General features: G+C 70.4%; 13 protein-coding genes. 8 read left to right on the forward strand and 5 right to left on the reverse strand.

The genetic code is table 11. The features are described from left to right. Together JWP28_RS17375 and rocD are read left to right on the forward strand one after the other, a co-directional pair. Positions 1-786 (forward strand): arginine deiminase-related protein (locus JWP28_RS17375; RefSeq protein ID WP_299544889.1); only part of this gene is annotated, 786 nt, incomplete at its 5' end. 7 nt (positions 787-793) lie between these two features. Next, positions 794-2014 (forward strand): ornithine--oxo-acid transaminase, encoded by a 1221-nt coding sequence (gene rocD, locus JWP28_RS17380; protein ID WP_299544890.1) that lies wholly within the window; start codon positions 794-796, stop codon positions 2012-2014. Between the two features lies 1 nt (position 2015). On the opposite strand, the gene JWP28_RS17385 is transcribed toward rocD, so the two are convergent. The 3 genes from JWP28_RS17385 to mnmH all read right to left on the reverse strand — a co-directional run bounded on the left by JWP28_RS17385 (position 2016) and on the right by mnmH (position 5712). Continuing rightward, the gene (locus tag JWP28_RS17385; RefSeq protein WP_299544892.1) at positions 2016-4145 is read right to left on the reverse strand and encodes a PQQ-dependent dehydrogenase, methanol/ethanol family; all 2130 of its coding nucleotides are present in this window, start codon (positions 4143-4145) and stop codon (positions 2016-2018) included. 238 nt (positions 4146-4383) lie between these two features. After that, positions 4384-4506 (reverse strand): hypothetical protein, encoded by a 123-nt coding sequence (locus JWP28_RS17390; protein WP_299544894.1) that lies wholly within the window; start codon positions 4504-4506, stop codon positions 4384-4386. Positions 4507-4641: 135 nt separating this feature from the next. Continuing rightward, positions 4642-5712 carry a tRNA 2-selenouridine(34) synthase MnmH gene (gene mnmH / locus JWP28_RS17395; protein ID WP_299544895.1) on the reverse strand — a complete coding sequence of 357 codons (1071 nt, stop codon included), beginning with the start codon at positions 5710-5712 and terminating at the stop codon, positions 4642-4644. Between the two features lie 47 nt (positions 5713-5759). Between mnmH and selD the strand changes: the two genes are divergently transcribed. Next, entirely contained in the window at positions 5760-6854 is a 1095-nt protein-coding gene (selD, locus tag JWP28_RS17400; RefSeq protein ID WP_299544896.1) for a selenide, water dikinase SelD, read from the forward strand. On the opposite strand, the gene JWP28_RS17405 is transcribed toward selD, so the two are convergent. Continuing rightward, the gene (locus JWP28_RS17405; RefSeq protein ID WP_299544898.1) at positions 6793-8865 is read right to left on the reverse strand and encodes an acyltransferase family protein; all 2073 of its coding nucleotides are present in this window, start codon (positions 8863-8865) and stop codon (positions 6793-6795) included. The genes selD and JWP28_RS17405 overlap by 62 nt on opposite strands. Before the next feature lie 135 nt (positions 8866-9000). On the opposite strand from JWP28_RS17405, the gene JWP28_RS17410 reads away from it, so the two are divergent. From JWP28_RS17410 to JWP28_RS17420, 3 genes are read left to right on the forward strand one after another with little or no spacing between them, the layout of a single operon-like run. Next, positions 9001-9372 (forward strand): BlaI/MecI/CopY family transcriptional regulator, encoded by a 372-nt coding sequence (locus tag JWP28_RS17410; RefSeq protein ID WP_299544900.1) that lies wholly within the window; start codon positions 9001-9003, stop codon positions 9370-9372. Beyond that, on the forward strand, positions 9362-10300 hold the full coding sequence (locus tag JWP28_RS17415) for a M56 family metallopeptidase (protein ID WP_299544902.1): 939 nt from the start codon (positions 9362-9364) through the stop codon (positions 10298-10300). The genes JWP28_RS17410 and JWP28_RS17415 overlap by 11 nt, the downstream gene beginning before the upstream one ends. A 49-nt stretch (positions 10301-10349) precedes the next feature. Continuing rightward, the gene (locus JWP28_RS17420) at positions 10350-10850 is read left to right on the forward strand and encodes a hypothetical protein (protein ID WP_299544903.1); all 501 of its coding nucleotides are present in this window, start codon (positions 10350-10352) and stop codon (positions 10848-10850) included. Positions 10851-10860: 10 nt separating this feature from the next. Here JWP28_RS17420 and JWP28_RS17425 read toward each other — a convergent pair whose 3' ends face one another. Then, the gene (locus tag JWP28_RS17425) at positions 10861-12681 is read right to left on the reverse strand and encodes an alkaline phosphatase family protein (protein ID WP_299544905.1); all 1821 of its coding nucleotides are present in this window, start codon (positions 12679-12681) and stop codon (positions 10861-10863) included. A 129-nt stretch (positions 12682-12810) separates the two neighbouring features. On the opposite strand from JWP28_RS17425, the gene JWP28_RS17430 reads away from it, so the two are divergent. Further along, positions 12811-13428 carry a hypothetical protein gene (locus JWP28_RS17430; protein WP_299544907.1) on the forward strand — a complete coding sequence of 206 codons (618 nt, stop codon included), beginning with the start codon at positions 12811-12813 and terminating at the stop codon, positions 13426-13428. Between the two features lie 111 nt (positions 13429-13539). Then, the coding region (locus JWP28_RS17435; RefSeq protein ID WP_299544908.1) for a response regulator at positions 13540-14152 on the forward strand (613 nt) is incomplete at its 3' end.

Below are 14152 nucleotides of genomic sequence, written 5' to 3' on the forward strand. Positions count from 1 at the left end.
TGGCGGCCGGAGCACCGGGCTGCCGCCCAACTCGCCTCGGCGAATCTGAAGGCCGCGCTGAAGGCCGCCGGCGCCCAGGTCGAGACCATCGGCGCGGTCCGCGGCCTGCCCGACCTGGTGTTCCCGGCCAACGCCGCGGTGGTGCTGGACGGCCGCGTCCTGCTGGCCCGCTTCCGCCATCCCGAGCGCCAGGGCGAGGAGGCGGTCTTCCGCTCCGTCTTCGCCCGGCTGAAGACCCGCGGCCTGATTCGGGAGATCGTCGACCTGCCGGACGGCGTCTTCCAGGAGGGCGCCGGCGACTCGATCTGGGACGCCGAGCGGCGGCTGTTCTGGGTCGGCTACGGGCCGCGCTCCAGCAAGAGCTCGGTCGCCGCCATCGGCCGGACCTTCGGCGAGGAGGTCGTCGGCCTCGAACTGGCGTCCGACCGCTTCTACCACCTCGACACCTGCTTCTGCCCGCTGGCCGGCGGCAAGGTGCTCTATTACCCGGCGGCCTTCACGCCCGCCGCCCAGGCGGCGATCCGCGAGCGTGTGCCGGAGGCCCAGCGCATCGAGGCCACCGCCGAAGAAGCCGAGGCCTTCTGCGTCAACGCCGTGAACCTCGACGCCCGGGTGATCATGGCCCGCGCGCCGGCCTCGCTGCGCGGCAAGCTCCTGGCCGGGGGCTATAGCCTCACCGAGATCGACCTCGATCCCTTCATCCTCTCCGGCGGCGCGGCCTACTGCATGACCCTGCGCCTCGACCGGACGAGCCAGCCGCAACCCGCCATCCTCGCCGCCGAATGAGGCCGTCATGAACGACATCGCCCTGCACCGCTCGCCCACCGCCGACCTGATCGCGCTCGAGGCGCTCTACGGCGCGAAGAACTACAAGCCCCTCGACGTGGTGCTGACCCGCGGCCAGGGCGTCCACGTCTGGGACGTGGAGGGCAACCGCTACCTTGACTGCCTCTCGGCCTATTCGGCGGTGAACCAGGGCCATTGCCACCCGAAGATCCTGGAGGCGATGGTCGCCCAGGCCGGGCGGCTGACCCTGACCTCGCGCGCCTTCCGCAACGACCAGCTGGCGCCCTTCTACGAGGAGCTCTGTGCGCTCACCGGCTCGCACAAGGTGCTGCCGATGAACTCCGGCGCCGAAGCCGTCGAGAGCGCCATCAAGGTGGCCCGCAAGTGGGGCTACGAGGTCAAGGGCGTGCCGGAAGGCCAGGCCGAGATCATCGTCGCCGCCGACAACTTCCATGGCCGCACCGTGGCGATCGTGGGCTTCTCCACCGACCCGCAGTCGCGCGGCGGCTTCGGCCCCTTCGCGCCCGGCTTCAAGGTCGTCCCCTACGGCGACGCGGCGGCGCTGGAAGCCGCCATCGGGCCCAACACCGTGGCCTTCCTGGTCGAACCGATCCAGGGCGAGGCGGGCGTGATCATCCCGCCGGCCGGCTACCTGAAGCGGGCCCGCGAGCTCTGCACCGAGCACGACGTCATCCTGATCCTCGACGAGATCCAGACCGGCCTTGGCCGCACCGGCAAGCTGCTCGCCGAAGAGCACGAGGGGGTCGAGGCGGACCTGACCCTGATCGGCAAGGCGCTGTCGGGCGGCTTCTACCCGGTCTCCGCGGTGCTCTCGAACTCCGAGGTGATGAGCGTGCTGCATCCGGGCGAGCACGGCTCGACCTTCGGCGGCAATCCGCTGGCCTGCGCGGTGGCGCGCGCGGCGCTTCGGGTGCTGGTCGAGGAAGGCATGATCGAGAACGCCGCCCGGGTCGGCGACCGCCTGCAGGCCTCGCTGGCCTCGATCCGCGCCGACAGCGTCAAGGACGTGCGCGGCCGCGGCCTGATGCTGGCCGTCGAGCTGCACGCCGAAGCCGGCGGCGCGCGGCGGGTCTGCGAGGCCCTGCAGGCCCGCGGCCTGCTCGCCAAGGAGACCCACGAGCACACCATCCGCATCGCCCCGCCGCTGATCCTCACCGACGCGCAGGCCGACTGGATCGCCGAACAGTTCGCGGCAGTGCTGCGGTAGCCTACTTCGCGCCCACCGCGGTCTTCGCTACGGCCGCGGCGCCCGGCAGCGGCTCGCCCTTGCCCTGGCTGATCAGGAAGGCGCGGACGTCTTCCACGTCCTGGGGTTTAAGGAACCGCGAGAAGCTGACCATGCCGTTGTGGGCGCGCACGCCCTCCATCACCACGGAGTTGAAGTCGGCCGGCGTGGTGATCATCGGCGAGCGCTTCAGGTCCGGCAGCCACGAGCCGGTGGCGTTGGCGCCGTGGCAGACCTGGCAGTTGTTATTGAAGACCACGTAGCCGTGCTTGGGATCGCCGGTGGTCGAGACCTTCGAGAGGTCCACCTCCGGCTGGGCCGGCAGCACGAAGGGCGGCGCCTTGGCGGTCCCGCCGAGCTTGAAGACCAGCAGCCGGCCCGGCAGCCTGGGCCGCTGCGGCAGCAGGGCCGGCGAGGAGATCTGCCCCGCCCCGCCCGCGCCCACCATCAGGGCCACGTACTGCTCGCCGTTCAGCTCATAGCTCATCGGCGCGGCGATCACCCCGTTGCCGGTGGGGTAGGCCCACAGCTGCTTTCCGTTGGCGGCGTCGTAGGCATAGAACTGGCCCTCCGCGGCGCCCTGGAACACCAGGCCGCCCGCGGTGGTCAGCACGCCGGCGTTCCAGAAGTAGGGATGCTGGACGGTCCACACCGCCTTCTGCTGCACCGGGTCCCAGGCGATCAGCATGCCCTTCACCTGCGCCGCCAGCGCCTTCTGCTGTTCGGGCGTCATCGGCGCGGCGTTGGCCAGCAGGTTGATCCCCAGGTTCCAGCCGCCGGGCTTGTAGACGAAATTCGGATCGTTCTGATAGGCGAACGGCACCGTCTGCGCCGGGATGTAGACTAGGCCGGTCTTCGGGCTGAACGACATCGGGTGCCAGTTGTGGCCGCCGAACGACGAGGGCATCTGCAGCTCGACCTGGTCCTTGTAGCGCGCCGAGGGATTCTCCACCGGCCGGCCGGTCGCCAGGTCGATGCTGGAGGCCCAGGTCACCGGCACGTAGGGCTTGGCGGAGAGCAACTTCCCGTTGGTCCGGTCGATCACATAGAAGAAGCCGTTCTTCGGCGCCTGCATCAACACCTTGTGCGGCGTCCCGGCGACGGTCAGGTCCGCCAGGATCATCGGCTGGACGGCGGAGTAGTCCCAGCTCTCGCCGGGGTTCACCTGGTAGTGCCAGACGTATTCGCCGGTGTCGGCCTTCACCGCCACGATCGAGGAGACGAAGAGGTTGTCGCCCTTGCCGCCGGAGCGCTGCTCCTGGTTCCAGGGGGTGCCGTTGTCGACGCCGAAGTAGATCATGTCGAGCGCCGGGTCGTAGACGATGGCGTCCCAGACGGTGCCGCCGCCGCCCACCAGCTTCCAGGCGCCCTCGGGCCAGGTGGACTGACCCTTCTCCTTCAGGACCTTGTCGGAGGCCGCGCCGTCGGCCGCGCCGGTCGGGTTCGGGATGGTGTAGAAGCGCCAGACGAGCTTGCCGCTCGCCGCGTCATAGGCGGAGATATAGCCGCGCACGCCGTACTCGGCGCCGGAGTTGCCGATCAGCACCTTGTCCTTCACCACGCGCGGCGCGCCGGTGATCGTGAAAGGCTTCTTGGGATCCGTGGTCTGCACCGACCACACCGGCTTGCCGGTGGCCGCGTCGAGCGCGATCAGCCGCCCGTCGAGCGCGCCGACGTAGACCTTGCCCTTCCACACCGCGACCCCGCGGTTGACCACGTCGCAGCAGGCGTCGAAGCCCTTTGCGCCGGCGACCTTGGGATAGTAGGACCATTTCGGCGCGCCGGTCGCCGCGTCGAAGGCGTAGACCTTCGACCAGGCGGTGGTGGTGTAGAGCACGCCGTCAACCATCAGGGGCGTCGCCTCCTGGCCGCGGTCGGTGTCGAACTGGGCGTACCAGGCAAGGCCGAGCTGCCCCACCGACTTGGTATCGACCTTGGTCAACGGGCTGAAGCGTTGCTCGGAATAGCCCTTGCCGTAGGAAACCCAGTCGGCGTTGCCGTCGGCCGCGGCGATCCGCGCGCCATCCACGGCGCCGGGCTTGGGCGCGGGCTTCTGGCAGGCCGCGACCGTGGCGGCCAGCGCGAGGGCCAAGCCCAGATTGATGAACCTCATGGTCGCCCTCCCTGGCCGTAGAGCTCGGCCTTGGAGGCACTATGCCCGGACTGCGGACGCGGGCAAGCGGTCCGCAGCGTCAACTCGGGCGGCGCCGTCGTCCTACTTCTTCTTGTGCGCGGGATTCAGCACCGAGACCGTCTCCGCCGGCTTGGCCTTCGGCTGCTTCGGCTTTCGGATTTCCTTGTTGGACTTCTTCTGACTCTTGGCCATGCGGGCCTCCTTCCTAGGTTGGCGATCAGCGGGTGCTGCGGCGGTCGTTGAGCAGCGGGGCCCTCGACGTCTGGCTGGGCCGTACCGACGAGCGCGGATCGGTCAGATCGCGCCGGATCGGCGTCATCGTGCCCTGGTAGGTCTTCATGGCGGCGTCCCATCTTCCCGGAGCCGCGGGGCGCGGCCTGGCGAGCGGAGCCGCCGAGAAACCCGGCCGGCAGGGCGCGACGTTCGGGTGAAGGCGCTTTCTAGCACACGGCCGCGCGCCCGCGTCGGCATTCTTTCAGCGCGCGGCGAAGGCTTCCACGCGCCGGACAATCTCGTCGGCGGCGGCGTCCAGGGCGGCGGCCTCCAGGCCCGCGAGCTCCAGGACGCCCAGGCTGGGCCGCGCGCCCTTGCGGCTGGCGCGGCGGTAGGCGGGGTCGTAGTGCAGCTCCATGAGCGCGAGGGCCAGCGCCTCGAAGTCGCCGGCGTCGGCGAGCTCGCCCCAGGCCTGTAGCCGCTTGCGGCCCGGCGGCGTCGGCAGCCGCCGCAGGGCTTCGTCGAGGGCGGCGCGGTCTTCGACGATGTCGCGATAGGCCCGCACCAGATAGGCCGCCCGCACCTGCGCCGGCGCCGACAGCTCCACCCGCGGCGCCGCGGCCATCGCCTGCCAGAGCGCCGGCGGGATCATCCGTTCGCCGACCTTGCTGGACTCGGCCTCGACGATCACAGGCCGGTCCGGGTCGAGTCCGTGGAGGATGCCAAGCAGGCGCGACTCGAACATCTTCTGCGAAGGCTGCGGCCGGTCCGCCAGCCCGCCGAACAGCGAGCCCCGATGGGCGGCGAGGGCTTCAAGGTCGATCACCTGCTGGCCGCGTGCCGCCAGCTTCTGCAGCACCTCGGTCTTGCCGGACCCCGTATAGCCGTCGACCAGCACCAGCCTGAGGGGCCATGAGGCGTCGTAGAGCCGGGCCGTGACATGCCGCCGCCAGGTCCTGTAGCCGCCTGACAGCACCGTGGTGCGCCAGCCGACCTGGGAGAGGATCATCGCCATGGCGTTCGACCTCTGGCCGCCACGCCAGCAGTAGATCAGCGGCTTGAACGACCCCGGCCGGTCGGCGAGCGCCGTCTCCAGGTGGCGGGCGACGTTGCGGGCGATGTAGGCCGCGCCGATCCGCCGGGCGCGGAAGCGTGATTCCTGAACGTAGATCGTCCCGACCTCGGCGCGTTCCTCGTTGGTGAGCACCGGCAAGTTGACGGCGCCCGGCGCATGGTCCTCGGCGAACTCGGCGGGGCTGCGCGCGTCGATGATCGCGTCGTACCGGGCGAGGCTCTCCGGGTCGGCGGTCTCAAGGATCTCGATGGCGGACACGCGAAGAACTCTCCGGTTCGGCGACAAGCCGCGATAAGATCGAGCCTATGACAGCGAATTCGCCGGAAGCCAGCCCCCAGGAAGCCGGCCACCAAGAAGCCAGCAAGGGAACCGTCCGCCTCACCTCCCTGGCGCACGGCGGCGGCTGCGGCTGCAAGCTGGCGCCGGCGGTCCTGCAGTCGATCCTCAAGGGCATGCCCGCGACAGCCGCCTTCCCGGACCTGATGGTCGGGACCGCCACCTCCGACGATGCGGCCGTCTGGCGGCTGAACGACACCCAGGCGCTGGTGGCGACCACCGACTTCTTCATGCCGGTGGTGGACGATCCCTTCGATTTCGGACGGATCGCGGCGGCCAATGCGCTGTCGGACGTCTACGCCATGGGCGGGACCCCGATCCTGGCCCTGGCTATCGTCGGCATGCCTATCGACAAGCTGGCGCCCGAGACCATTCGCGCGATCCTCGAGGGCGGCGCCTCGGTCTGCGCGGCGGCGGGCGTGCCGGTGGCCGGCGGCAACTCCATCGACAGCGTCGAACCGATCTACGGCCTGGTGGCGCTGGGCCTCGTCCATCCCGACAAGGTGTTGACCAACCGCACGGCCAGGGCGGGCGACGTCCTGATCCTGACCAAGGCGCTGGGCGTCGGCGTGCTCAGCGCGGCCTTCAAGCAGGAGCGGCTCGACGCGGCGGGCTATGCGGCCCTCATCGCCTCGACGACCCAGCTGAACGCTGTCGGGCGCGAGCTGGGCGACACGGCCGGCGTGCACGCGGTCACCGACGTCACCGGCTTCGGGCTGCTGGGCCATACGCTGGAGATCTGCCGGGGATCGGGGCTCGCGGCTGAGATCACCGCCGATCCACCGCTGCTGGCCGGCGTCGAGGACCTGGCGCGAGCCGGCATCCGGACCGGCGCCTCGACGCGCAACTGGGCGAGCTATGGCGAGGACGTGCGGACCGGGGCGGGGCTGCCGGACTGGAAACGCGACCTGCTCACCGACCCCCAGACCAGCGGCGGCCTGCTGATCGCCGTGTCGCCGGACGCGGCGGAGGCCGTGCTCGCCCTGGCGCGCAGCCGCGGGTTCAGCGCATCGGCGATCGTAGGCCGGATGACCGCAGGGCCAGCGCAGGTGCGGGTGGGCTGAGCGCGGCGTCCAGCCAGCCCGGGACCAGCATCCGCGCCCCGGTGGCGCTCAGATGGTCGTCGTCGAAATAGAGCAGCCGACGGCGCAGGACGGTGATGCAACTCGTCTCGGTGCAAAGCCGTCCCGACGGCGAGAATGTCCGCACCTCTCGCGCGCCGGCCAAGGCGCGGGCAATGGCCGCCTCCGCCGGCCGGGCGCGGGATAGCGGCAGGGTCGCCGGCGCGTCCCAGCAGCGCCACTCGGCCCTGTGGAGATGCCGAGCCATGGCCACGCAAGACGATGGCGAGAACGTAAGCTCGGGGACCGGCCCCAACACGACCACCCGCGCCTTGGTCCCGGTGGCGGCGATGGCGGCCAGGGTCCGGGTCAGGGCCTCGTCCAGCGGATAGACGCGGTCGCGCGGCGTCCGGGCGTCCAGCACGCGTATCGGCGGATTGCCTGCGTCGTAGTGCGGCGTGTCGCCATCGTAGAGCGGCCAGCGCGCCGCCAGCACGATCAGCTTCAGCTTCGGATCGGCGGCGATCTCGCGCATCACCAGACCCGCGGAGGCGCGGCAGCCCTTCAGCTCGCCGACCTTGGGCGCCATAGCCCGCGCATCCATCAGCGGCGGGCAGCCCCCGAGCGCCACCTCGCGCAGGCTCCAGCCCCGCATCTTGGCCCAATCGAGGATCCCGGGAGTCGCCGCGTCGGCGTGCGAGTCGCCCCAGACCAACACGTCATAGTCCTTGGCGTCGGCCGCCGCGCCGTAGCGGCAGCCGTTCGGCGCGACCGGCTTGCCGGCGGTAAAGCACTCCTCGCGCCGCGGGTTGATGTCCGTGTGCTCGATCTCCGCCGCCTGGCGCGCCGAGGGCGAGAGCCGTGCGGGAAGACCATGGGTGAAATACATCGGCGCACCGAGCGCCACGAAGACCAACAGCGGCGACAGTGTGAGCGCGAGCGCCCGGCCGCGGCGCGGCGCGGGGCGGCGACGCCAGGGCTGTTCCACGAACCGCCAGGTCGTCACCGCCAGAGCAGCGCTCAGCGCCAGCAGCGCCGCGATCTCCAGGGGCCGCAGTTCGCGCTGCGCATACTCCTTGCCGAAGATCAGCGCCGGCCAATGCCAGAGGTAGAGGGAATAGGAGACAAGGCCCACGCCGACCGCCGGCGCGCTTCGCAACAGCGCAGTCGCGGCCGGATTCCGGCCGATCCCGCTCCACAGCGCCAGGGCCGCGCCCAGGCAGGAGGGAACCGCCGAGAGGCCGGGGAAGGGCGTGGCTTCGTTCAGGAGCGCGACCGAACCCACGATCAGCGCCAGGCCCACAACGCCGGCCGCGTTCGCGCTGACCGGGCCGCGAGGCGCGAACCTCGGCGCGAGCGCCAGGAAGCCGCCAGCCAGGAACTCCCACGCCCGCGTCGGGAACAGGAAGAAGGCCCACACCGAGCCGTTGTGGCCGATCAGCCATTGCGCGGCGGCGAGCGAGAGGATCATCAGGCCGGCGGCCGCCGCCAGCCTCACCCAGCGCTGCGCGGTCAGCGACAGCAGGGCCAGCAGCAGCGGCCAGACGAGGTAGAACTGCTCCTCGACGCCCAGGGACCACAGGTGGAGCAGCGGATTCTGCTGCGCGCCCGGCGTGAAGTAGCCGTAGGCGGTCGTGAAGGCGATGTTGGTCAGGAATAGGCCCGACGCGGCCAGCGGACCGCCTACCCAGGTCAGGCGGTTGGGCAGCAGCAGCCAGCACGAGAGCGCCGCGATCGCCGCCAGCACCACGACGTAGGCCGGCACGATCCGCCGTGCGCGCCGCAGGTAGAACGCCAGGTAGGAGAACCGTCCCTCGTCCCGCTGCCGGGCAATGATCCCGGTGATCAGGAAGCCGGAGATGACGAAGAAGACGTCGACGCCGACAAAGCCGCCGGGAACCCATAGTGGGAAGGCGTGGTAGGCGACGATCGCCAGGACGGCCACCGCGCGCAGGCCGTCGATGTCCCGCCGATGGCCGGCGCTCGCCGCCGGCCCGCCCTTGTCCGCAATCATGTCGCCCCCGAGAGAATTACACGTGTAATTCACAGAGAGGCCCGACCGGGGCTGGAGTGTCAATCTCCCGAAGCAGTGACTTGACGGATAAATTTACGACTGTAACTATCCGTCGATTAGGACGGGTGCAGAGCCATGACGCGCATATCGGCGGCCGAGAGCCAGGTGATGGATGCGGTGTGGCGCAAAGGGCCCCTCGCCGCCGACGAGATCGTGGCCGAGGTCGGCGCGCCGCAGGGCTGGGGCGAGGCCACCGTCAAGACGCTGATCAACCGCCTGCTGAAGAAGAAGGCGCTGGCCTCGGAGCGCAGCGAGGGCCGCGCCCGCTACCGCCCGCTGGTCACCCGCGAGGACTATGTGCAGGGCGAGAGCCAGGGGCTGCTGGACCGGCTGTTCGGTGGCGAGCTTGCCCCGTTGGTCGCCCACTACGCCAAGCACCGGAACCTGTCGCCCGGCGAGGTGGCGCGGCTGAAGCGCCTGATCGAAGGCCTCGACGATGGCGAATGAGCTGCTCGTCGCGCTCATCCACCTGAACCTCGCCGCCGCCGGCGCGATCCTGGTCGTGCTGATGGTCCGCCCGGCCGTGCGTCGCCATTTCGGGCCGCAGATCGCCTATTGCCTGTGGGCCTGCGTCCCGGCCGCGGCCGCCTTCGCCCTGCTGCCCGCGGCGGCGGCCACGCGCATCTTCCCGCCCGGCGACGGCCCGCACTTCGACCCGATCTATGACGCCTCCCAGCAATTGATGCAGGCCCCGGCCGTGGCCCTGCTGGGCCTCTGGCTTACCGGCGCGCTGCTCGGCGCGGCGCTGGTGGCGTTCTGGCAGCTGCGGTTCCTGGACCTGGCCCGCCGCGGCCTCGCCGGCCCCGCGGTCGCCGGCTTCTTCGCGCCCCGCATCGTCATGCCGGCTGACGCCGCGACCCGGTACTCGCCTGAAGAACGCGTCCTGATCCGCGCTCACGAACGTACCCACATCGACCGAGGCGACCCGCGCATCAACGGCCTCATCGCGCTTGCCCAGTGCCTGAGCTGGTTCAACCCGCTGGTCCATCTGGGGGCGCGCGAAGCCCGCCTCGACCAGGAGTTGGCCTGCGACGCCGCTGTGCTGGCGCACCGCTCGGGCCAGAAGCGCCGTTACGCCGAGACCTTGCTGAAGACCCAGCTCGGCGCCATCGCCGCCCCGCTCGGCTGCCACTGGCTGGCCGGCGCCGCGCCGCATCCCCTCGAGCAGCGCATCAAGGCGCTGCGCCGCCCCGCGCCGGACTTCCAGCGCCAGGACATCGGGACCTTCGTCATGGCTGGGGCGATCGTGCTGGCCGCCTATGGGGCCTGGAAGGCGCAGTCGCCAGCCCCCGCCGAGGGCATGCCGCCGATCTACGTCCCGGTCGAGTCGGAGCACCACATGCAGGCGATCATTGTCTCGCCGATCTATCGCTAGTCACCGCCTCTATCGCTTTCAGCGGCCACGCGCAGGCGCACCCCTGGCCTTGACCGTTCTGGCGCTTCTCAGCCTCGCCGCCTGCGACGGCGACCCCAAGACCGAGACCACGATCCTTGCCCGGCAACAGACGATCGATCCGCCGCAGCTGTGGCGGGTGGAGGTGATCGGCGACGCCGGCGCCGTCCGGACCGCTGTCTATGTTTGCGCCGATACGCCCCTGCGCGAGGCCTTTGTTCGCGCCCGCGCCGAGGTGAACGGCAAGGCCTGTGCCGACACCACCTCGCCGATCGTCAAGCCGAACGGATGGGTCTTGCGTTGCGTGGCCGATGGACGCCCGTTCGCCGTCAGCGCCGCCGCCATCGGCGACCTGGAGCACGACTTCCGGCTCAACTTCGGCCTCACCGAGCTCTTCTACTTCCGAACCGCCGCTGACCCCTCGCCCATAACCGTTCGCGAGACCCGCCACTTCCTCCACATGGGCCCCTGCCCGGCCGGCTGGCGCATCGGCGACCAGGCCAAACCCGGTCACCGGCCGCGCCGAAATTGAGGCCAGAGCGCTACGGCTTCAGGCCGAGCGTGCGGCCCGGCATGCCGGCGGCGTCGAAGTAGGTTTTCCCCGCCGCCTCCTGGGCGTTCAGCACCGTCGTGAAGCCGTTGGCTGCCGGTTCCGACTTCAGGACGATCGGCCGGCTCTCGGGCGGCGCGCCTGCGTCCTTCAGGGCTTCGGCCATCACCCGGCCCTTCGCCTGCCCGTTCGACGAGAGTTGCAGGCCAAGGATATGCGCCAGGGTATTGGCCCAGTCGGCGTTGCTGACCGGTGCGGGATCGACGAACCGGGTTTTGAAGTCGGGTCCGATGGCGGCCATGAAGTTGTGAGTGTCGGCGCGGCTGAAGGCGCCGTGGATGCCCTGGCCCTGCTGCTGGCTGCTGTCGGCCACCTCCACCCCGCACATCTCCGGCTCGGCGCAGCCGGTGGAGAAGCTCCTGAACGAGACCACGATCGAGGGCTGCGGCGTGCGCGCCGAGCCGATCAGCCCGACCTTGCTCATCGGCAGCGCGCCCGGGATCGATCCCAGGGCGTCATTGACGAAGATCGCGCCCACGTAGTCCTGGCCGGTCAGGAACTCGACCACCCTCGGCGCCAGGGTCTTCGCATCGGGACCGGGCAGGTAGATCAGGCTCGACCCGCCGTTGGGCGCGATGGCGATCTGCGGATGGGTCGGATCCGGGCCCAGCAGCGACCCGTGCTTCGGATAGGAGCCCTGCTCGGGATGCACCTCGACGCCGGCCGCATCGTGCAGCTTGAGCTTCAGCCCGATCGACATGTCGATGTCCAGGAACCCCTGCGGCAGGAAGCCCGGTTTCACGTCGCGGTAGGTGAACCTGGCGGCGGCGCTGCCGGGGCTCTCCCGCGACATGGTGGAGAAACCGTGGTCGGCGGTGACCACGATGTCGGTGTCACCGTCGAGATCCAGCGCCTTCAGCGCGTCGCGCAGCTTCTGCAGATCGTTCGAGGCGTTGCGGATCGCGGCCTTCGACGTGGGGCCGTTGATGCCGGGCTCGAGCGTATTGAGGCTGTCGCCCTGGCCGTGCTGGGTGCCGTCCGGATCGCGCGACCAGAACACCAGCACGAAGGGCCGGCCCTGCGCCTTGAACCGCGGCAGCAGCACCTTGGTCGCCACGGCCGCCAGCCAGTCCTGCTGCTCGACATTGGCCACCAGCACGCCCGGCATGTTGAACGCCCCGCCGCCGCCGTTCAGGCCGCGGTCCGGCGGCAGGGTTTCGAGGCCGGCGGCCTTGATCGCCGCCGTGATCTCGGGCGCGAGCGGAATGCCGTGCCCACCGTCGCGCCCTCCGGTGTCGTCGTCGATCTCGATGGTCCCCAGGCCGTCGCGCGAGGTGACGTCCTGGATGGCTGTCGGGCCGTGCTTGCCGATGGCGGCGGTCGCATAGCCCTTGGCGCGGGCGGCCTGCAGCAGGGTCGTCTCGCCCAGGTAGTTGCCCGCGTAGCGCTGGTTCATCACCTTTTGCATGTCGTCGTCTTCGATCCCGGCGATCGCCGAGCCGAACGGCGGCGGGAAGGGCTTGTCGACGAAGATCGTGTTGCCGAAGTCGCCGGTGTCGGCCAGCAGGTGGCCGGTGGCGATCGCCGATGAGTTGGGGGTGGTGACGGTCGGATAGAGCGAGTGGCTGTTCTCGAAGTCGACGCCCTCGGCGCGGACCGCGGCCAGGGCCGGCGCGACCTCCGGCGTCACGCTGTGCGAGCGCAGGCCGTCGGCCACGAAGATGATGACGTTGCGGGCCTCCGCGGGGGCCGCGCACAGGCTTAGCGCGGCCGCGAGCGTGGCTGCAGCAGCCGCAAATCTTGAATTCAACATCTTGGCGAGACGCCCCGGCAGCGAAAAGCCGCACCATGGCGCGGCTTCATGACAGTTCGGCTGCAAAGGGGCCAGGGGATGAACCCTGGACGCAGCTTGGAGTTATCAAGGGTGGAGGAAACGACCGCGATGCGGCGACCGCTTCGAAGCGTTGCAGGGCTGGCCCTGACGGGCGCGCTGGCCGCTGCGGGCCTCCCCTGCCGGGCCGAGGTCCGCCCCGGCGAGACCCAGGGATTGGGCCTGAGAGGCCCGGCGGTCCCCGCGTTCCTGAAGGCGGTGGCGGCCGATCCCTACCGCGCGCCGGCCGCCCCGGCCTGCGAGACGATCCCCGCCGAGATCAAGGCCCTCGACGCGGTGCTGGGCGCCGACGCCGACCAGCCGCGCAAGGAGCGGTCCCTGGTCATGCGCCAGGCCATCGGCGCCGTGCGCGGCATGGTGCCCTACCGCGGCGTGGTGCGGTTCCTCACCCGCGCCGACCACCAGGACCATGAGCTGATGAACGCGACCATGGCGGGCTTCGCTCGTCGCGGGTTCCTGCGCGGCCTCGAGGCGAACCTGCGCTGCGCGGATGGCCCGGTCGCGCCCGCTGTTGTCGCCACCGCGGAAAGCGCCGGCATCCAGGCTTCCTACACCGTGGCCGATCCGGGCGTCGCCCCCGCGGCGCGGCCCGACCTGACGACCCTCATGCTCACCGATCCCCCGGCGAATCCCGCGCCGGATGGCGCCGCGCCGGACCCCGGCCGTTAACACCTGACTCAGCTCTCCGAAACGCGGCCTTTACGCCTCTGCTGTATCAATTCGCGACAACAGGAGCCCCCGTTCCATGAGGCGGAGGCCGGTATCGGTGGGTGTTTTCATATGGCTAAAACGGTTCTCGTCGTCGATGACGACCCGACGCAGCGTCGACTGATCCAGGCCGTGCTCGAGCGCGACGGCTTCGCGGTCGCCCATGCCGAGAACGGCGACCAGGCGATCCAGCACCTGGCGCTGGGCGCGCCGGCCGACGTGGTGCTGCTCGACATGGTGATGCCTGGAATTTCCGGCCAGGAGACCCTGGTCGAGATGCGCGCCCGCGGCTTCAACCAGCCGGTGATCGTGGTCACCGCCACCGGCGGCATCGACACCGTGGTGCAGGCCATGCAGGCCGGCGCCATGGACTTCTTCATCAAGCCGGCCGCGCCGGAGCGGATCATCGTCTCGATTCGCAATGCGCTGTCCATGGGCGCGCTGAAGGGCGAGGTCGACCGGCTGAAGAAGCACGCCAGCGGCCGCACCAGCTTCGACGACCTGATCGGCGCGTCGCCGGCCATGACCATGGTCAAGCGGCTGGGCGAGCGGGCGGCCAGGTCCTCGATCCCGATCCTGATCACCGGCGAAAGCGGCGTCGGCAAGGAAGTCATCGCGCGCGCCGTGCACGGATCGTCCGAGCGCGGCGGCAAGCCCTTCGTGGCGGTGAACTGCGGGGCGATCC

This window comes from Phenylobacterium sp., from assembly GCF_028290885.1.
GTDB lineage: Bacteria > Pseudomonadota > Alphaproteobacteria > Caulobacterales > Caulobacteraceae > Phenylobacterium.